This window comes from Winogradskyella eximia (assembly GCF_003386165.1).
Lineage (GTDB): Bacteria > Bacteroidota > Bacteroidia > Flavobacteriales > Flavobacteriaceae > Winogradskyella > Winogradskyella eximia.
The window spans coordinates 14,563-34,605 of the sequence record NZ_QRDV01000004.1; the positions used below are offsets into that span (position 1 = coordinate 14,563).

At 31.2% G+C, this 20,043-nt stretch carries 15 protein-coding genes; 7 read left to right on the top strand and 8 right to left on the bottom strand.

From position 1 onward, the window contains the following. The first annotated feature begins 45 nt into the window (after positions 1 to 45). The 7 genes from DFQ10_RS09805 (at position 46) to DFQ10_RS09835 (ending at position 12,946) form a co-directional block, all read left to right on the top strand. Positions 46 to 2,820, top strand: a complete 2,775-nt coding sequence (locus DFQ10_RS09805; RefSeq protein ID WP_181897619.1) for a helix-turn-helix and ligand-binding sensor domain-containing protein — start codon at positions 46 to 48, stop codon at positions 2,818 to 2,820. 381 nt (positions 2,821 to 3,201) lie between these two features. Then, positions 3,202 to 6,210, top strand: coding sequence for a SusC/RagA family TonB-linked outer membrane protein (locus DFQ10_RS09810; RefSeq protein ID WP_181897620.1), 3,009 nt, complete (start codon positions 3,202 to 3,204; stop codon positions 6,208 to 6,210). A gap of 19 nt (positions 6,211 to 6,229) precedes the next feature. Beyond that, positions 6,230 to 7,843, top strand: coding sequence for a RagB/SusD family nutrient uptake outer membrane protein (locus tag DFQ10_RS09815; protein WP_115817249.1), 1,614 nt, complete (start codon positions 6,230 to 6,232; stop codon positions 7,841 to 7,843). A gap of 86 nt (positions 7,844 to 7,929) precedes the next feature. Further along, positions 7,930 to 8,730 carry a glycerophosphodiester phosphodiesterase gene (locus DFQ10_RS09820; RefSeq protein WP_115817250.1) on the top strand — a complete coding sequence of 267 codons (801 nt, stop codon included), beginning with the start codon at positions 7,930 to 7,932 and terminating at the stop codon, positions 8,728 to 8,730. A gap of 44 nt (positions 8,731 to 8,774) precedes the next feature. Then, positions 8,775 to 9,632 carry an endonuclease/exonuclease/phosphatase family protein gene (locus DFQ10_RS09825; protein WP_115817251.1) on the top strand — a complete coding sequence of 286 codons (858 nt, stop codon included), beginning with the start codon at positions 8,775 to 8,777 and terminating at the stop codon, positions 9,630 to 9,632. Positions 9,633 to 9,642: 10 nt separating this feature from the next. Beyond that, positions 9,643 to 12,003 carry a beta-glucosidase BglX gene (gene bglX, locus DFQ10_RS09830; RefSeq protein WP_115817252.1) on the top strand — a complete coding sequence of 787 codons (2,361 nt, stop codon included), beginning with the start codon at positions 9,643 to 9,645 and terminating at the stop codon, positions 12,001 to 12,003. A gap of 109 nt (positions 12,004 to 12,112) precedes the next feature. Next, on the top strand, positions 12,113 to 12,946 hold the full coding sequence (locus DFQ10_RS09835; protein ID WP_115817253.1) for a universal stress protein: 834 nt from the start codon (positions 12,113 to 12,115) through the stop codon (positions 12,944 to 12,946). Between the two features lie 73 nt (positions 12,947 to 13,019). Here the strand turns inward: DFQ10_RS09835 and DFQ10_RS09840 are convergent, their stop codons facing one another. From DFQ10_RS09840 to DFQ10_RS09875, 8 genes are all read right to left on the bottom strand, one after another. Next, positions 13,020 to 13,469, bottom strand: a complete 450-nt coding sequence (locus DFQ10_RS09840) for a hypothetical protein (protein ID WP_115817254.1) — start codon at positions 13,467 to 13,469, stop codon at positions 13,020 to 13,022. Positions 13,470 to 13,595: 126 nt separating this feature from the next. Next, positions 13,596 to 14,969 carry an MBL fold metallo-hydrolase RNA specificity domain-containing protein gene (locus tag DFQ10_RS09845; RefSeq protein WP_115817255.1) on the bottom strand — a complete coding sequence of 458 codons (1,374 nt, stop codon included), beginning with the start codon at positions 14,967 to 14,969 and terminating at the stop codon, positions 13,596 to 13,598. A 6-nt stretch (positions 14,970 to 14,975) separates the two neighbouring features. Beyond that, a complete protein-coding gene (locus DFQ10_RS09850; RefSeq protein WP_115817256.1) occupies positions 14,976 to 15,824 on the bottom strand; it encodes an ATP cone domain-containing protein in 849 nt (282 codons plus the stop codon). Positions 15,825 to 15,972: 148 nt separating this feature from the next. Continuing rightward, positions 15,973 to 16,380, bottom strand: coding sequence for a hypothetical protein (locus DFQ10_RS09855; protein WP_115817257.1), 408 nt, complete (start codon positions 16,378 to 16,380; stop codon positions 15,973 to 15,975). Between the two features lie 47 nt (positions 16,381 to 16,427). Beyond that, entirely contained in the window at positions 16,428 to 17,282 is an 855-nt protein-coding gene (locus DFQ10_RS09860; RefSeq protein WP_115817258.1) for a universal stress protein, read from the bottom strand. Positions 17,283 to 17,377: 95 nt separating this feature from the next. Beyond that, a complete protein-coding gene (locus DFQ10_RS09865) occupies positions 17,378 to 18,217 on the bottom strand; it encodes a universal stress protein (protein WP_115817259.1) in 840 nt (279 codons plus the stop codon). Between the two features lie 72 nt (positions 18,218 to 18,289). Continuing rightward, positions 18,290 to 19,117 carry a universal stress protein gene (locus DFQ10_RS09870; protein WP_115817260.1) on the bottom strand — a complete coding sequence of 276 codons (828 nt, stop codon included), beginning with the start codon at positions 19,115 to 19,117 and terminating at the stop codon, positions 18,290 to 18,292. Positions 19,118 to 19,191: 74 nt separating this feature from the next. Continuing rightward, on the bottom strand, positions 19,192 to 20,034 hold the full coding sequence (locus tag DFQ10_RS09875; RefSeq protein ID WP_115817261.1) for a universal stress protein: 843 nt from the start codon (positions 20,032 to 20,034) through the stop codon (positions 19,192 to 19,194). Positions 20,035 to 20,043: the final 9 nt, after the last annotated feature.

The following is a 20,043-nucleotide window of genomic DNA, read 5'->3' on the forward strand; positions in this document are numbered from 1 at the left end:
TCCATTTATTTTTATTTTAAGAAGAAATGGTATAATATTATCTTTATGACACTGATGAAAAATATTCTATCCATATTAAGTTTGTTTTTAGCCTTGATTTTGCATAGTCAAGAGTTGCCTCCAATTGAAACATTTACCACGTCCGACTATGCTGGTGAAAACCAAAATTGGATGATTTCTCAAGATTCTAATAATTATATCTATGTAGCCAATAACTTAGGCTTGCTAGAGTTTAATGGTTCGGAATGGACGCCTTATCGGTCTCCGAATAATACTATTCTAAGAGCTGTTAAGGTTATTGGAGATAGAGTCTATTCTGGTTGTTATGAGGAATTTGGTTATTGGGAGCGTAATAAATTTGGTCAGTTAGATTATACGTCGCTCATTCCAGAATTGGGAAATAAAATACTGAATGATGATCAAATATGGAATATAATTAGCTATGATGATTGGGTACTGTTTCAAGCTGGTCATGCTTTATATTTTTACCATAAAACATCAAAGAAATTTAAAACTATCATTTCAAAAAATATTATTTACAAAGTGTTTAATGTAAATAATAGAATTTACTATCATGTTGCTAATGAAGGCATATATGTTTTGGAGGAAGGAAAACCGAAACTTATGGTTAAAGACAGTATTGTCTTGGAAGATAGAGTGATTGGTGTATTTCAAAATGAAGATAAACTAATTATGCTTTCGCGTAATTCAGGTTTCTTTGAGTTGCATGATGATAAATTAGAAGAATGGAATGTGTCTTCAAATGAAAGGCTTAAGGCATTAAATGTCTTTAGTAGTATTCAATTAAAAGATGGAAGTTTTGTTTTGGGGACAATTTCTAACGGTTTGGTGAAAATAAATCGAAAGGGAGAAATTGAATATGAAATAAATCAAAAGAAAGGCTTAGCAAATAATACAGTACTATCGTTATTTGAAGATTATAAAAGCAATGTGTGGACGGGTTTAGATAATGGTTTAAATTGTATAAATGTAAACTCGGCTATAAATACATTTATAGATTATAATGGTGATATTGGTACAGTATATACAACATTGATTTTTAATAATTTTCTTTATGTTGGTACAAATCAAGGGTTGTTTTATCGGTCGATAGATTCAAAAAATCAAGACTTCAAGTTTGTAAAAGGTACAGCAGGCCAAGTTTGGAGTCTATTTAATGATAACGATGGCAATTTGTTCTGTGGACATCATTTAGGAACATTTTTGATTGAAGAAGATAAGTCAAAAAGTATCAGTTCTATTTTGGGAGCTTGGAATTTTAAAACAGTACCAAATCATGCTAATCTTTTGCTTCAAGGTAATTATGATGGCTTATATGTGCTTCAAAAAAATAATAATTCTTGGAGAGTAAGAAATAAAATTGAAGGCTTTAAAAATTCATCTCGTTTTTTTGAAATTAATGATATCAATCAAATTTTAGTTAACCATGAGTATAAAGGGGTTTTTAGGATACAGTTAGATAGTACGTTGCACAAGGTAATTGATATAAAGCCGCAATCTGAATTAGCTTTGGGGAAGAATTCAGGATTAATTACGTACAAAGATCAAATAATATATACTTCTGAAGATGGTGTGTTTAACTACATTAAAAGTGAGGAGAAGTTTGAAAAAAACATAACTTTAAGTGAGAAGGTCTCTCCGTACAAATCTGTAAAAATGGTTGTAGATCAAACAGGGAAGCTGTGGTTGTTTTCAGAACATAACATTAGTTTTATTGATAATGATAACCTCACTAATCAGCCTGAAATCACAACAGTTTCAATTCCATCTAGTTTAAGGAAAGGTGTTTTAGGATTTGAAAACATTCAACATATTGAAAAAGAAAAATATGTTATAGGTACTTCTAATGGTTATTTAACTATGGATTTATCCCAAATACATAATACATCTGAGTATGTCATTTATTTAAATTCTGCAAAAATAATAGACTTAAATGACGGTATTACAGATTTACCAATTCAAGATGAAGGAGATTTTAAGCATAAACAAGGTACGTTGGTTTTTGATTATTCCGTGCCTGAGTATAACAAGTTTCTAGACGTAAACTATCAATATAAATTAAATGGAAAAATGGATCGATGGAGTGCTTGGTCTAAACAATCGAGTATTCAGTTTGAAAATCTACCTTTTGGAGATTATACTCTAGAGGTTAGAGCTAAAGTTGGTAATAAGGTCACCGAAAACAATGTTAATTATCATTTTAATATTAATAGACCTTGGTATTTTTCTAATATGGCTATTCTGTTTTATGTATTACTACTTGTGGTTGTTGGTTTGTTAATTCACAGAGCTTACAAGTTTTATTACGAGCGTATCTTAAAGCATGAGCATATAAAAAGTGAGCGTGCTTTTATTCAAATAAAAAACGAAAAACTAAATCAAGATATAGAAGGTAAAAATAGAGAGTTGGCAATTTCTACAATGAGTATCATTAAGAAAAATGAATTGCTTCGTAAAATTAAGAAAGAGTTAAAAACAACTAAAAATAAAGAAGATATTGCTAGTGCAATAGATTTAATAGACACTAATCTAAATAACAATAAAGACTGGAAATTCTTTAAAGAAGCTTTTAATAATGCAGATAAAGACTTTATGGATAAAATAAAGGCTGCGCATCCGGAGTTAACACCTAATGATTTAAAGTTTTGTGCCTATTTAAGGTTGAATTTGTCCTCTAAAGAAATGGCACCATTACTTAACATATCTATTAAAAGTGTCGAAACAAAACGTTATAGGTTGCGCAAAAGATTACAATTACATCATGATGATTCCTTAGTTAATTATATCTTAAAATTCTAACACCTCGACACTCTTCTATTTTACCACGACTTTACCACGACAAATGGTTTTTATCCAGTAAAACCGGGCTTTTTTTGCAAATATTTTAATTCTTAAAAAGTATAGTGTTTGTAGTGTTTGACGTTGCTTTTTTCTGTTCTTAATTTCTTAAATATTACGATGTTGGTTTTTTATCGAGGTAATAATTATCATATTAACAATTTGTTAGGATTAAATTTACAATAACTTAAAATTGCAGAGGCTTAAGTGAAATTAAGTATTCTATAATTTTGGTGACTAAATAAATAATTAATCAAACCAATATTTATGAAATTAAAATTTCAAAGATCAAGAATTGAAATATTCTTTTGTCTTTTTTTATTGTGTAGTTCGTTCGCCCTCATGGCTCAAACCACAATGAAAGGAAAAGTGCTTTCTGGCTCAGATAATATGCCTTTACCAGGTGCATCTGTCATAGAAAAAGGAACAACCAACGGAACACAAACAGATTTTGATGGTGCATTTACTCTAAATGTATCAAACGAGTCTTCTGTTATCGTTGTCTCTTATGTGGGATTTAAAACAAAAGAGGTAGCGTATAAGGCAAGTGACATTATTGTTACTTTAGAAGACGACAACGCTTTATCAGAAGTGGTTGTAGTAGGTTATGGTACACAAAAGAAAAGTGATATTGTAAATGCTGTTGCAACTACAGATTTAGATAAGGCAACATTGTCACCTACATCTGATGTCAATGAAATGTTACGTGGTAGAATAGCTGGTTTACAAGTAGACGTAGGAGGCGGAACTTTAAGACCAGGTGGTACTTCAGAAATTCTATTTAGAGGTAGAGGTTCTATTGAAGGTAATATTAGCGCTATTTATGTTGTAGATGGTATAGTTAGAGAAGGTGGTATTGAAGATATTGACGCAGATGATATTCAATCTGTTGAATTTTTGAAGGATGCTTCTGCACAGGCTATTTATGGAACTAGAGGAGCTAATGGTGTTGTTTTAGTTACAACTAAAAGAGGTAAAACAGGTAAAGTAAGTGTTAGTTATCATGGTTTTTTAACAACAAAAAAGATTGAACGTAATTTTGATGTATATAGCGGACAAGAATTTGCTCAATTAAAGCGTGAAGCAGCGCGTTCTACTAACGCTGATGACTCATATTCAAATGATGAAGACGTGTTTTCTGCAATTGAATTAGATAATATTGCCAATAACCGTTTTGTGGATTGGGAAGATGAGTTAATGAAAAATGGTGTCGTAAATAGTCAGTCTATTAGTATCAGTGGTGGTACAGATATGACAAAAGTTTTTGGTAGTCTTAATTACTTTAAAGAAGATGGTATAATACCAACTTCTAGTTATACCAGAAAAACATTTCGTTTAAATGTAGATCAAAAAATTTCTGAAAAATTTTCTGTTAATTTTGATCTTAACTTTTTAAATGACGATACCGACAGAGCTGCGAATGTTAATGTCATTACTACTTCTCCTTTGGGAAGTGCATACAATGAAGATGGCAGCATTACAAGATTTCCAAGTGGTGAAGAATTATCTGCTGTAAACCCATTGTGGAATCTTCGTGAGCAAAATCACGATGAAAGAGGAAATGACTTTGTGGTTAACATAACACCAATTTGGCAAATCACAGATGATTTACAATACCAATTAAAAGCCAATTTTAGTAGAAAAACATCTGAAAGAGGACAGTATTTATCTTCATTAAGTTCTGCAGGTGATGATGTAAGAGGTATTGCAAGAATTGAAAATCAATTAACAGAAGGGTATTTAGTAGAAAACATTTTAACTTACGATAAGACTTTAGGTGATAAACATAAATTCAATGCGACATTAGTTCAGTCAATACAAGAGCATAGATATAGTCGTACATTTACTGAAGGACAAGGTTTTGGTAGTGATGATCTTGGTTATGAAGGTATAAATTATGCTATTGGTAATATTACTGTAGACAGAACTGAAGACCCATTTAATTTGGCTTCATTTATGGCTAGGGTTCGTTATGGTTTTATGGATAAGTACTTGTTTACTGGTACTGTAAGAGGTGATGCTTCTTCTACAATTGGTGAAGGGAAAAATGGTGATGAAAAAAAATGGATTTGGAATCCAGCAGGATCTTTTGCATGGAAAATTCATAATGAAAGCTTTTTAGAGGATGTTAATTCTATACAAGAATTAAAATTTAGAGCGAGTTATGGTTCTTTAGCTAATGCTCCAAGTGGTCCTTTTAGATCTTTATTTTTAGCACAAGGTGAACCATATATTTTTGATGGCGGAACGGCATCAGGAAATTCTCCTTCGACTGTTTTACCTAATCCAAATTTAAAATTTGAGAGAATTACAACGTTAAACTTAGGTTTAGATTTCTCAATACTAAATAGAACATTAGTAGGTAATGTGAATTGGTACGATGCTAGAACTAATGATTTATTATTAAAGAGAGGTGTGCCTTCTACAACAGGTTATACATTTTCTTATTTTAATGCTGGTGAAATGCAAAATACTGGTATAGAATTAGGTTTAACAGCTAATATTATTAATAATGATGATTTTAAATGGTCAGTATCTACAAATTGGTCTAATAATAAAAATGAGATATTAGAACTTTATAATGATGGTGAAGGTAATGCTGTTACGGAGGATAATACATATAATTACTATGTAGGTCAGCCAGTGGGTGTTATTTATCAATATGAATTTGATGGTATTTGGCAAGAAGGTGATGATTTTGAAAATGCTGCCCAAGCTAATCCAGAATCAGCTTTACCTCAAGATGATTTAAGACCTGGTGATATTAAGATTAAGGATGTTAACGGAGTAGATGACGAAGGTAATATTACAAAAGGACCAGATGGTAAAATTACACAAGAAGATCGCGTGTTCATAGATCCTAATCCAGATTGGTTTGGTTCATTGTCAACAACTATTCAGTATAAAGGATTTGATTTATTACTAGATTTTTATGCTGTTGAAGGTGCTACAAAAGTGAATCCATTTTTAAATACTTATAATAATGGTGGTACGTTAGAAGGAAAGTTAAATGGTGTAAAAGTAGATTATTATACTCCAGAAAATCCATCAACAACGTTTCCGAGACCAAACGCGGATTCTGCACCTTTATATTTAAATTCATTAGCAGTTAGAGATGCATCTTATATTAGATTAAGAACTATAAGTTTAGGATACACATTATCAGATAAGATAACTTCTAAATTAAACTTTGATCAAATTAGAGTTTATGCTACAGCGACTAATGTATTTACAGATACAGATTATATTGGTTACAGTCCAGAAGTTAATATTAGATCAACATTTTCTAATGCAGATACAGGTTATCCTGATGCAAAGTCATTCACATTTGGTGTAAGAGTTAAATTTTAATTAAAAAAAGAATAATATTATGAAAACGAAGTTTTTTAATTCAAAAATAAAGGGTAGCCTACTTCTATGCATGGCGTTACTCTTCGTAGTGACTTCTTGTGAAGATTACTTAAAAGAGGAGCCAAGTACATTTATAGATGCGGATTACATTTTTACTACTGAAGAAGGCTTAAAGTCTGGTGTGGTAGCTCTATATAAATTTGAAAGAGACCGTTATGATAACAGTACAGAAGATTTTATGGGATCAGTACTTATGTCATCTAGAAGTGATTTGGCTTTTTCAAGAACAGGTTATACAGGTTTAATGGGACGTTACGAAAGAGGTACGTCTCCAGTAGATCAAGGATCTAATTTTGCATCGTCATTATTTTGGAAGCATTTCTATAATATGACTAATAAAGCAACTGCTATTATTAACGCAGCTGAAGAAATAGAAGGTATCGATGAAGATGCAAGAAAGAAAGTATTAGCTGAAGCTAAATATTTTAGAGCACATTCTTATTTCTATTTATACAGAATGTATAATAACATATTTGTTTCTACAGAGACTGTAACTGTAGACAATGCATTTAATGTTGTAAACGATAGGTCAACTGATGCAGAAATATTTGGACTTATTAATAGTGATCTTGATTACGCCATTGAAAATTTAGATTGGATAGATACTTTTGGGCGTGTTACTAAAGGAACAGCAAAACATGTAAAAGCAAAAGTGGCTATGTGGCAAGGTGATTGGACAGAGGCTAAAAATCAAGCACTAGATGTTATTGAAGGACCTGATAGTCCACATAGTTTAGTGTCTAGTACTGCAGATGTATTTGCAGGTGATAGAAATAATTCAGAATCTTTATTCGTAATTCAATCTCAAGACGATGTACTTGGTGGTGGTAATACAACTATGATGAATGCGAATTATGTAACTCAATATTTTCAAATATCAGGAATAGAGTCTAATAATGAACAAGGAGGTCGAGGATTTTCTAGAATTTTACCAAATTTATATTTGTTAAACCTTATAGCTGAGGATCCAAACGACACAAGAGATGATAATACTTACTTTAGATTAAAGTATTACTATACATCAGGAGATAGAATTGGTGAGGAAGTAGATAATTATGAGCCAATAACAGATCTTGCTAATCCTTCTAGCTCATATCAAAATTATTATAAAAGAATGCATCCATCTTGTATTAAGTTTTCACAAGAAGATGGTAATGCAGATTCTTATTTAATAAGAGGTAATGTAACGGTTTATAGATTAGCCGAGACTTATTTAATAGCAGCAGAAGCTATTATGAGATCTTCAGGTGATCCTTTACCTTACATTAATGCTGTAAGAACTAGAGCTGGTGCTGCACCAGTAACTACTGTTAATCAGCAAACCATTTTAGATGAGCGCGCAAGAGAATTAGCTTTTGAAGGACAACGTTGGTTTACCTTAAAAAGAATGGGACAAGATGTAATTGATTTTCAAATAACAAATTATGCTGGTGATGGAGAATATTTTCCTGCAAATTTAGGCTCTAAAGATCCTAGAGAAAATTGGCAATCATATTATATCAACTGGCCAATTGCTCAGAGAGATTTAGATTTGTTAGGACCAGATTATCCTCAGAATAATGGTTATAATTAATTATTTGAGTTAGTTTTTTATATGCAAAATGGGCAAGTTCTCTTGCCCTTTTGTTTTCTTATCATTTGCCTTTAATATATTTACCTATGCGTTACTTAATCATCTTATTTATGTGTATTGGATTGGCATCTTGCAATTCAAATTCAAAAAAATCAGAAATTGTTTTTGCTGATAATCCTGTAATTGCGCACAGAGGTGCGTGGAAAGCCAAAGGCTTACCAAAAAATTCTATAGCAGCTTTAAAAGAAGCTATAAACCAAAAATGTACTGGCTCAGAATTTGATGTCCGAATGACGTCAGATGAAATACTAATCGTTACTCACGATGCAGATTTCGGAGGTTTAGATATTGAATCTTCAACCTATAACGAGTTAGCAAAACACAAATTATCAAATGGAGAAACTCTTCCAACTCTAAAAGATTTCATTTTAGCAGGTATAACAGATAACACCTCAACGGGTTTAGTTTGCGAAATTAAATCTTCAAAAATTGAAGGTCGTAATACACTTATTGCAGATAAGGCTGTGACTATAGTAAAAGAGTTAAAAGCGGAAGCTTATATATCTTACTATATCAGTTTTAGTTACGACGTTATTAAACACATTAAAAAAATTGATCCTAATTCTAAAGTCTTATATCTCGATGGTTCTAAATCTCCAGATGAATTAAAAAAAGATGGTATAAATGGTTTAGATTATTTAGTATGGAAACTAAAGCAGAAACCAGAATGGATTAAAGAAGCTAAAGATTTAAATCTTAAATTAAATGCTTGGACAGCAAATAAGCAAGAAGATATCGATTGGTTGCTAAACAACAATTTTGATTATATTACTACTGATGAACCAGAATTGACTTTTGAAAGACTAAAAGCAACTTCAACCAATTAGGAGCTTATTTGTTAAAGTTTTTAGACTAAACAATATATTGATAAATGAAATTTGTAAAGTTATTTATTATTTGTGTATCTCTTTTGGGTTGCAAAACCTATAAAGAAAATTCAAAGAGTTACAATTCTAGTTTAAAATTGATGACTTATAATATTCGTTTGGACACCGCTTCAGATGGAGAGAATGCATGGCCAAATCGAGCTCAATTTTTAAGTTCACAAATCTTATTTTTAGGTCCAGATGTTTTTGGAGTTCAAGAAGCACTTCCTAATCAAATAGAAGATTTAAATTCTGCTTTAGTAGATTATAACTCTATTGGTGTAGGAAGAGATGGTGAAGGAGCAGGAGAGTCTTCAGCGATTTTTTACAATTCTAAACAGGTTAAAGTTATAGAGCATAAAACCTTTTGGTTGTCTAATTCGCCAGAAAAAGTGTCTAAAGGTTGGGATGCTGCTTATCCTAGAGTATGTACGTATGGTTTATTTACTTCGATTACCACTAATCAAAAATTTTGGGTGTTCAATACACATTTAGATCATGTTGGTAAAGAAGCAAGATATGAGGGGATGAAACTTATTCTTCAAAACATAGCTTCAGTAAATACAGAAAATTACCCTGTGTTTTTAATGGGTGATTTTAATGTAGAACCTCAAAGTGAGGTTATTACTGAAATATCAAATACCATGTTAGATGCAAAACAAACAGCAGAATTAAAATATGGCTCTAACGGAACATTTAATGGCTTTAGATATAATGAGCCAGTTACCAGACGAATTGATTATATTTTTGTTTCTAAATCCTCTCAAGTAATGGTGAAGAAATATGCTGTATTATCAAATACAGTAGATTTTAAGTTTCCTTCAGACCATTTTCCTGTTTATATTGACGTAGATTTAAAATAATTAGTGTTTAATGAAAGTGAATAATAAGACTTTATTTGTTACAGTTATTAGCATAAAATTGCTTGCTATTTTACTGATTTCCTGTCAGTATCTAGATAAAGGAAATATTGTTGAAAATGATTCACAAACGACTGAAAATAAATCAATTATAAATGATGAGATAACAGAACGCAAAATAGATTCGGTTTTGTCATTAATGACCATTGATGAAAAAATTGGTCAATTAGTTCAGTACAGTGGTAAATGGGATGCAACAGGTCCTTCGAGTTCCGTAAGTGACCAGTACAAAAATGATAAGTTAAAGAATGGAGAAGTAGGTGCTATGCTTAACGTCTCTTCTGTAGCTTCAGTTCGCGAAACCCAGCGTATAGTAATGGAAAATTCAAGGTTAAAAATTCCATTGCTTTTTGGTTATGATGTCATCCATGGTTATAAGACTATTTTTCCTATTCCCTTAGGTGAAAGTGCTAGTTGGGATTTGGATATTATGCAGCAATCCGCTGTAATTTCGGCTAAAGAAGCTTCTGCATCTGGTATCAATTGGGTTTTTGCACCAATGATAGATGTCTCTAGAGATGCACGTTGGGGAAGAATAATGGAAGGCTCAGGTGAGGATACTTACTTAACTACTGTTATAGGAGTTGCCAAGATTAAAGGCTTGCAAGGAAATGATTTGTCGAATTCTAATACTGTTGCAGCATGTGCTAAACATTTTGCTGGTTATGGTTTTGCAGAGTCTGGTAGAGATTATAATACCATAAATATTGGTGAGTTTGAATTGCACAATACAATTCTGCCACCTTTTAAAGCTGCAGCAAATGCAGGTGTCGCTACTTTTATGAATGCCTTTAATGATATAGATGGCATACCTTCTACAGGACATAAATATTTACAAAGAGACTTGCTAAAAGGTGAATGGAACTGGCCTGGTTTTGTCGTTTCAGATTGGGGAAGTATAGGAGAGTTGATAGCTCATGGATATGCCTCAGATTTAAAACAAGCTTCTGAGATTGCATTAAATGCAGGAAGCGATATGGATATGCAATCTTATGCATATGAAGCTTCGTTAAAAGAATTGGTAAAAGAGGATAATGTCGCATTAAGCCTTGTAGATGATGCTGTAAGGCGTGTATTAAGAGTGAAATTTCACTTAGGCCTATTTGATGATCCTTATAAATATTGTAATGAAGAAAGAGAACAAAATGATATTTATAACCAAGCACATTTAAATGTTGCCAGAGATGTGGCTAAAAAATCTATAGTACTTCTTAAAAATAATAACCAATTATTACCTCTCTCTAAAAGCTTAAGTAGTGTAGCGGTTATTGGACCATTGGCAAATGATAAAAACACACCTTTAGGTAATTGGAGAGCCAAAGGGGAATATAATTCTGCCGTGTCTTTACTAGAAGGAGTAAAACAAGCCGTTTCTAAAAACACCAAAGTTTATTATGAGAAAGGTGTTGCATTAACGATACCCACTATAAAACCTGGAGAGAATCAATTTTCAACTCCTATAGAATTTAATACTAATGATACATCTGGTATAAGAAAAGCAGTTGAGGTAGCTAAGAAAGCTGAGGTTGTTTTATTAGCTATTGGTGAAGATGCTTATCAAACAGGAGAAGGAAGAAGCCAAGTAGATATTGGTTTTAAAGGTTTGCAGTTAGAGTTGTTAGAAGCCATAAAAAAAGTCAATAAAAATATTGTAATAGTACTAATGAATGGACGTCCTATGGATATAAGGAGTGCTTCAGAAATGGTACCTTCTATATTAGAATGTTGGCATTTAGGTTCGCAATCTGGTAATGCTATTGCAGATGTCATTTTTGGAGATTATAACCCTTCAGGAAAATTACCTGTATCATTTCCGCATCATGTTGGTCAAGAACCTTTGTATTACAATCAAAAAAATACTGGGAGACCATACGGATTAAAGCAAGTTACTTATTCTGCATATAGAGATGCTCCAAGATTTGCATTGTATCCATTTGGTTATGGCTTAAGTTATACTACTTTTAAATATGATAACTTAACGCTTAATACATCTGAAATAAAGGTGAATGGAGAATTAGAAGTTTCAGTGAATGTAACTAATGTAGGAGATAGAGAAGGAGAAGAGGTTGTACAATTATATATTAGAGATTTAGTAGGTAGTTTGGTTAGACCCATTAGAGAATTAAAAGGTTTTAAAAAAATGATGTTGAAACCAGGTGAAACTAAAACGGTTACTTTTTTAATTAATTCGGAAACACTACAGTTTTATTCCGTCAATAAAAAATGGGAAGTTGAGCCTGGTGATTTTGATGTTTGGGTTGGTGGCAGTTCTAAAGCAGAACTCAAAGAACGTTTTAGTGTCATTAACGAGTAAATAGGTTTTAACGGCATTGTCTGCAACTAAATTTTAAAATTGAAAAGTGGCTGATTTTAATCATTTTATGGCTCATTGATTTTGATTAGTTTTATACAAATTGAAAACGATGAAACAAATACTATTACTCACAGACTTTTCTGAAAATTCCATAAATGCTATACATTATGCATTAAATTTATTTAAAGAAGACAATTGTAATTTCTATGTTTTACATGTAGAAAGTTCTAAGTCATATTTAAGTGATGACTTAGTAATGGGAGGAGGCCAAAGTATTTATGATTCTATTGTGAAAAAATCGAAAAAAAGATTGTTAGAGCTTATAGAAAATCTCAAATCTAAGTTTCATAATCCTAAATTTACGTTTCAAGAGGTCATAGATTTTGATGGACTAACACAGGCTATAAACCAGGTGAAAACATCTAAACATATCGATTTAATCGTTATGGGAAGCAATGGAGTAACAGGCGCCAAAGAGATTGTTTTTGGAAGTAATACAATCAATGTTATAAGAAATGTGTACTGCCCAACTTTAATTGTTCCTGAAGGATTTTCATATATAAAACCATTAGAGGTATTATTACCTTTAGATTTAGACGACACATTAAATAGCAATGCATTTTCCGAACTGCTAAAGTTTACCGAAAAGTTCAGTGATAAATTACATTTGTTAAGAATGATTCCTAGTGATGAAGTATCTCAAGAATTAGAAAATGATGCTGAGTATATCAGTGCTTTTATAAAAGGTTTAGATTATGCTTATCATGTTATTGAAGAGGTTCCTATGGATTATACGGTAAGCTGTTACACGCAAACACATCCTATTACTTTAACGGCTCTGTTGGTTCAAAAAGAACGTTTTGTCGATCGTTTTTTTACGAGTTCTTCAACCTCAAAAATAAGTAATAAGTTGAGAGTACCTTTATTAGTTTTTCATTCTTAAATGTGTGATAAATAATTGTAAAAACAGAAATCTAAACCCATTTAATTGGTATGTCTAATTACTCAAATTTATATCATTTGTTGTCTAACAAATGATTTCGTTTGTCTTCTTTCTTAATACTTTTTATAATATCAAAAAGTTGCGTTTTTAGGTTTCTATAATTAGTTTGAAATTCTTTTATTTCTTTAATTAAACCTTGATGCGAATTTCTATACGCCTTTTCTTCCTTAAGTTGATTAACACCATCAACAATAATCTGAAGCTCATTTTCATGAACCTTTATGGCTTCAATTAATAGGTTATTCCGCTTTTGGGATCTATTGAGTACATCGATAACCTCTTTGTTATCCGAAAATTTTTCAGGTTCAATAAGTTGTAGTGTGTAAGACTTAATTAAATCTTCAAAAAAAAGATGTTCATCTTTAATAAATAGTAACTCGGAGAGCCATTCTTTAGACGCTTCATGCATTTCTTCTGCACTTAGCCATTCTACATATTTTGAATTTGTTTGTGTTGTTTTCATGATATTATAATTTATATGATAAAAGAAAATTAATAATAATATTAAGTAGCTTATTTAATTCTCTAATACTAAAAGTATTAATAATCACTATATTTTGAAATGATATAAGTCAGTTTGCAAAAGCTTTTAAAGTACAATTTTTTCTACATCAGTAATTTTAGGGATGGTGACATTCCAATGATATGTGTCTTTTATTTTTACTCTAAAAGCATCTAAAGCTGTGGGTTCTCCATGAATTAAATATACGTTTTCGGGTATATTTTTAATGTTGCTCATCCAATTAATTAAATCATGTTGGTCTGCATGTGCAGATAAGCTTGCGATGTTTTTAATTGTGGCTTTTACAGGATAATATTTTCCGAAAAATCGAATTTCATGTACTCCATCTTGTAATTGTCTGCCACGTGTGCCTTCTGCTTGGTAACCTACTAGTAAAACGGTTGTAGAAGGTTCGTCTATAAGTTGTTTTAAATAGGTGAGTACACGTCCTCCAGTAACCATTCCGCTACCAGCAATAATAATTTTAGAGCGTTTATCATCAATGGTTTCCCAAGTTTCTTTATAGGATGCTACAATGTTTACGTGTTTACACATGGCATTATAATCTTCATCAGATAATTTATGCCATTTAGGGAAACGTTTAAATACACTCAACACATTGTTGCCCATTGGGCTATCAACAAAAACAGGAATATTAGGAATTTTATTTTTTTTGTAGAGTTGCCATAAAATATACATTAAGGTTTGTAAGCGTTCTACAGCAAAACTAGGAATGATTAAGTTGCCTTTTTTCTCTAAGGTCTCAAGAATTATTTCAGTTAATATACCTTCAACATCTTCTTCTGGGTGTAGTTTATCACCATAGGTACTTTCAATAAATAGAAAATCTGCCCATTCAGGTCGTTTAGGGTCATTAAGTAAATAATCATTAGACCTGCCAATATCTCCTGAAAAAACAAAGCGTTTGCTATTAATGTCCAATTCAATAAAAGTAGCACCAATTATATGGCCATTGTATTGAAATCTATATGAGATGTGTTCAGACAAAACAATCCATTTATCTGGTAGTTGTTCCTCAAATAGTGTTACCGTATTTTCGGCTTCTTTTACAGTGTAAAAAGGAAGTGCTGGGTTGTGCTTACTATAGTTTTCTTTATTAGCTTTTTCAGCTTCTTCTTCATGTATTTTTGCGCTATCTCTTAGTATTATTTCAGCTATAGCAAGTGTTGGTGCTGTTCCCATTATTTTGCCACTGAAACCTTGTTTTAATAATCTTGGTAAGTAACCAACATGGTCTAAATGGCCATGTGTTAGCAATACCACATCAATTGATGGAACATTAACAGGAAGATCGCTCCAATTGAGTTCGCGTAGTTCTTTTAAACCCTGAAACATACCACAATCTATAAGGATGTTTTTTTCTGAAGTTTCAATAAGAAACTTGGAACCTGTAACCACTCCAGACGCTCCTAAGAAATTTATTTTTGCGAAATTTTCCATGATTTATTAATTTTTGTTTGGACATAATTGAGTTATTTCATCCAGAATTTTTTTCTTTCTAACTTCTGAAACACCCAAATGATCTAGGTAAAATTTATCGTGTATTAGTTGTCTACAAAGCACTATATCTCTACTTAATAAAAATTGTTTCTCTCTATTGGTTAGCAAGGTAGATACGGTAATAGGGTAAAGGCTTAATCTGTCAATTCTATCTTTTAAACCATCATTGTTAGGATAGTCCCAACTTAATAGATAAAGTCCGCAACACCTACCATATTGAATAGCATCTTCTGTAAATCTTGTATTAGTAACTACCCAACCTTCTGTTAATGTTGTATCTTTTTTGGGATTGGCATCCCAATGTGTTTTTACGTCTTTGTAACGAGAATTGATGTAGAGCGGAATTTTCACATTACAATTAAGCCCTTGTTCATTATGAAATTTACACTCTATTAAACTCGTTTTATTGTCTTTGTGAGCAACCACATCAATTTCATGTTTTACACATTTACCTTGTAAAATTTGCCCAACATCCGTTTTGTAACTAGAGTATTCTAAAAGTTCACTTATAAAACGTTCAAAGGGAAAACCAGTTGGTCCTAACTCATAAATGGCTTTTTTTAGCTTGTATTTTGAAGCGAAATAACTCTTCTTTTTTTTGAGTAAAGCAAAAGCTCTATTGTAAATTTCTTTAGTAGAAATTCCTTGGTACAATTCGTCTCTAACTTTATCAATAATTTGATCGATGGTCTCTTTGTCTGCACCAGTTTTATGTAATGAAGCACGTAGCTTATCTATTGAAAATTTCACACTTTCTCCAGAAGATTTAATGATATCAAAATTTTGAGTTTTCATATGTGATTATTTTAAAAACTGCCAAAACAATATTCATTTTGACAGCCTTAATTAATACCATCTATACCTTTAGATGACCAAAGCAACATCATTTTATTTTACAATCGTTTTCGATTTAAAATGGAAGAACTCATAAAATGGTTAAAATTTAATTAGACTTAAAGTAGTCTCTAACCCATGCTTTTACTTGATTCTCGGTCATGCTATCAGCTTTTTCTACTCCTTTTATTTTTGTACTTAAGCTGTTATAGTGTTTATGTAACTCTTTGCTAAACTTCTCATTGGTGTCAGCAGGTCCAAAAAGTACCAAAGCATTTGTGTCATTTATTTGCGATGCGATGTCTTTAAAATAAAGTTTTAATTGCTGTTTTTCGCGCTCTAAATACTTACTATCTTGAATTACGTCTTGTGGTCCACCTTTTAGTTTTGTACCAGAACCTCCATGGGCTTTATAGTGTTCAATGTTAGATGAAACCGTTTTAAATGTTTCGTTTTCATTCTCTATGCTTACGATATAAGCATTGTCAATATCGATCCAAATGCCTGTATTTTTCATTATAAATTTATTTATAACTCTCATTTAAATGAGAATCTGGTTAATACTTAATTTTTGAAATCGTGCATAGCTAGTATGGGAACATTTAAGTGAAATGAAATCTCCTTTACCATTGGATTACTTAAAATACTTCCAAAAAAAGCATGTTTTTTATTAATAAAAGCAACCATGTCACTTGATCTGCTTTCTACAAAAATGTTAACTGCAGATTGTATAGAATGGTGAGATAAAGTGTGGAAAGTATAGTTAACACCTTCTAATATTTCTTTGAGTAATTCTTTGTTTTCTCTTTGGTCTTCGTCTAGTTTTTCTTCCTTATTTATATAAAGTATTGCAATGTTTGCATCACTCTTTTTTGCAATTTCAGAAAGATAGATAAGTTCTCGTCTTTTAAAATGAGTTCTAAAATTAGAGGGAAAAACAATCTCTTTTGGTAATTCGATTTTTGCATTATGTGGAACAACTAACACCGGACAGTTTCTCACTTTTTCCATTGTATTAATTGCAGTACTGCCAAAGGCTGTGGCTCTAGAATGGGTTTGTCCTTTGGTACCCATCACTATCATCTCAATATCCTTTTTGTCTACGAATTGTTTTATGGATTCAACAACATTATTAAATTCAGAAAAAACTTCAAAATGATGCTTAGGATTATATGAATCGCTCATAGTAATCATATCAAAAACCTTAGCTAATCCATTTTCCGAATGTAGTTTTGCTGTTTCATAAAGCTCGCTTCCAGGTTCTAGATTTAAGAGACTTTCTAGAATATTACCTGTGGCCGAGAATACATTTAGTATAAAAAAATCGCAATGATCATTTTTATATAATTCCCTCGCATAATTAATTGCTCTAATTGAGTTTTTAGAAAAATCGGTAGGCAGTAAAATTTTATGTCTCATGATTAACTAAAATTAATTCGTTGAATTAAATATAGTTACATAACTAAAATTGCCAAATGATATACATCAGCTAAACCAATTGATTTTCAGATTTTTTAAGGATTATGACATGGTATTACCATAAATGGCACTACAGGATGAAATCCTATTTTCTTAATAACAGGTTCTTTAGTCATGTTTTCTATAAAGCCGTGTTTGTAGTTTATCATAGTAAGTATATTGATATCAAATTCTTCTATGAAATCTTTAATACATTGTTCTTTTGTTCCAAAATCTGGCATCCAATGTACACTACTTTTGTAATCTTCTAAATAAGCTTTTAGCATTGCTAAATTATAATTTTGCTTTTCAGATAATTGATCGTTCTGATTAATATGTACAATTCTTATCTTAGAGTTATATAGCTTAGATAATTGTTTTATGTATACTAATTCTTCACCATAAAAACGGTTAAAATCAGTTGGAAAAGCAATTTCCTTTGGTGCTACAAAATTATAAGCATCTGGTATTACCAAAATAGGGCAAAGCTTTATTTTATTAATAATGTCAACTGTATTACTTCCAAAAAGAAATTCTTTAGCTCCAGTTGCTCCTTTTGTACCCATTACAATAAGGTTTATTTTTTCCTTTTTAATGGTTTTTTTAATAGCAGGTAATAGTGGATCTGTACTATAAATAATTTCAAATTTGTGATAATTATTAGTGCTTTCAGCCTCTAGTTTAACCTTTAACTCCTCTAATTTCTGTTTTTGTTCCTCTTTTAGAGTTTCTAAATAGGTTGAGGTTATATAGGTTCTAGATCCAGAACTTGAAAACGTCCAAGAGTGAAGTAAGTAAAAAGTACTCGCTTCATTAGAATATAGTTTTAGGGCATATTGTGCTGCGCTATACGCATTGTCTGAAAAATCCGTAGGTATTAAAATATGATTGTTCATGGTATTTATTATTTTAATTCTAAAGAATAAAATTAATGTAATGACTCTAACTTTAAAATGATATATGTCAGCTTAGTCAGGTATTACTAAAAAAGGTATGGTTGGTTGAAACCCTAATTTTTTAATAACTGGTTCCTTTACAAGGCTTTCTATAAAGCTATGTTTATAATTAATCATGACTAAAATATTGATATTTAGTTCATCAATAAAATCCTTTATTGCTTCATCTTTTTTACTGTAATCTGGCATCCAATGGAAGCTGTATTCGTAATTTTCTAGAGCTACTTTTAATTGGTCTAGGTTATAATCTTGTGCTTCAGAAATACTGTCTTCTTTGTTAATATGAAGTACTCTTATTTTTGAATTGTAAAGATCTGCTAAGTCTAATAATGGTTGTAATTCAGCACCATATAACCTATTAAAATCTGTAGGAAATGCTATTTGTTCTGGTATTACAAAATCAAATTCATCTGGAACGGCTAGTACAGGACAATTTTTTATCTTCTTTATGCTATTTACTGTATTACTGCCAAAAACAATTTCTTTTGCTCCTGTGGCTCCTTTGGTACCCATAACAACCATATCTATATTGTTTTTTTCTATAATCGTTTCCATAGAATGGAACAAATCATTTGAGCTTAATATAATTTCAAAACTATGGTTGGCATTAGCATTAGAAGTTTCTGCCAGTTCTTTTAATTCAGAAAGCTCATTCATGGCATTTTCTGCCATAACACGAAGCAATTTGTTGGACATGTTAGACATGGTTGAAACTTTCATTTTAGTAGAATGTAAAAAGTAAAATGTGCATAGCTCCTCTTCGTATAATTTTAACGCATATACGACAGCACTCCATGCATTATCTGAAAAATCTGTTGGTAATAGAATATTCTTTTTCATGGAATTTGTTTTTAATTAATGAATACTGAAAACTTAATATTTAATCTAACTTGGTTAATGATGTCAGTTAGTGTTTATTTTTTTGGAATTACTAAAAATGGCACTTTTAAATGAAAGCCTATTTGGTTAAGTGTTGATCTAAAGAATAGGTTTTCAAAAAATGAATGTTTGTTATTTATCATAGCTAACAGATTAATTTTTGCTCTTATCTGAAAGCGATCAATAGCTTGGGTTACATTCATACTGTCATAATGATGAAATAAATAAGAAGTCCCTTTAAATTGAGTTTCTAGTTTAATTTGATTGTTTACTTGATTAAAGGTTAAATCTTTTCCTGTGGAAACGTGTAAAGCATTTATTCGAGAATTATGATGAGCAGCAATCTGTTTTAATACATCTATTTGAAAGGTGTTGTAGTCTACTTCAAGATCTGTAGGAAACAATATCTCTTGAGGTTTTTCATATTCAAAATCTGAAGGAATTGCTAAAACCGGACACTTAATTTCTCTAAACGTATGTACTGTATTAGAACCAAATAATACTTCTTTAGCTCCTGTAGCACCTTTGGTTCCCATAACAATGAGATATGTTTCGGTTTCTGTTAAAAATTCTTTTATGCCAGAAATCAAAGTATCAAATCGAGATAGGGTTGTAAACTTGTGTTTTGGATTTTTATCAAATGTTTTTGAAATTTTTTCAACCATCTCATTCAGGTTTTCTTGAGATGTGTTTCTAATGGCATCACCTAAGCCAAATTGAGCAGGATAGCCTAATACATATTCTACATTATAGATGACAGGTGTATAGGTATTCAATAAATGAAAAGTACAAGTTTCATCTTTAAAAAGTTGAATTGCATACTTTACAGCATTCCATGAATTATCTGAAAAATCGGTGGGCAGAAGTATATGTTTCATGACTCATTT

Excerpts from the sequence above, each read along its gene's own strand:
- DFQ10_RS09805 (WP_181897619.1), top strand. The coding sequence starts at position 46 with ATGACACTGATGAAAAATATTCTATCCATATTAAGTTTGTTTTTAGCC.
- DFQ10_RS09810 (WP_181897620.1), top strand. The coding sequence starts at position 3,202 with ATGGCTCAAACCACAATGAAAGGAAAAGTGCTTTCTGGCTCAGATAAT.
- DFQ10_RS09815 (WP_115817249.1), top strand. The coding sequence starts at position 6,230 with ATGAAAACGAAGTTTTTTAATTCAAAAATAAAGGGTAGCCTACTTCTA.
- DFQ10_RS09820 (WP_115817250.1), top strand. The coding sequence starts at position 7,930 with ATGCGTTACTTAATCATCTTATTTATGTGTATTGGATTGGCATCTTGC.
- DFQ10_RS09825 (WP_115817251.1), top strand. The coding sequence starts at position 8,775 with ATGAAATTTGTAAAGTTATTTATTATTTGTGTATCTCTTTTGGGTTGC.
- bglX (WP_115817252.1), top strand. The coding sequence starts at position 9,643 with ATGAAAGTGAATAATAAGACTTTATTTGTTACAGTTATTAGCATAAAA.
- DFQ10_RS09835 (WP_115817253.1), top strand. The coding sequence starts at position 12,113 with ATGAAACAAATACTATTACTCACAGACTTTTCTGAAAATTCCATAAAT.
- DFQ10_RS09840 (WP_115817254.1), bottom strand. The coding sequence starts at position 13,469 with ATGAAAACAACACAAACAAATTCAAAATATGTAGAATGGCTAAGTGCA.
- DFQ10_RS09845 (WP_115817255.1), bottom strand. The coding sequence starts at position 14,969 with ATGGAAAATTTCGCAAAAATAAATTTCTTAGGAGCGTCTGGAGTGGTT.
- DFQ10_RS09850 (WP_115817256.1), bottom strand. The coding sequence starts at position 15,824 with ATGAAAACTCAAAATTTTGATATCATTAAATCTTCTGGAGAAAGTGTG.
- DFQ10_RS09855 (WP_115817257.1), bottom strand. The coding sequence starts at position 16,380 with ATGAAAAATACAGGCATTTGGATCGATATTGACAATGCTTATATCGTA.
- DFQ10_RS09860 (WP_115817258.1), bottom strand. The coding sequence starts at position 17,282 with ATGAGACATAAAATTTTACTGCCTACCGATTTTTCTAAAAACTCAATT.
- DFQ10_RS09865 (WP_115817259.1), bottom strand. The coding sequence starts at position 18,217 with ATGAACAATCATATTTTAATACCTACGGATTTTTCAGACAATGCGTAT.
- DFQ10_RS09870 (WP_115817260.1), bottom strand. The coding sequence starts at position 19,117 with ATGAAAAAGAATATTCTATTACCAACAGATTTTTCAGATAATGCATGG.
- DFQ10_RS09875 (WP_115817261.1), bottom strand. The coding sequence starts at position 20,034 with ATGAAACATATACTTCTGCCCACCGATTTTTCAGATAATTCATGGAAT.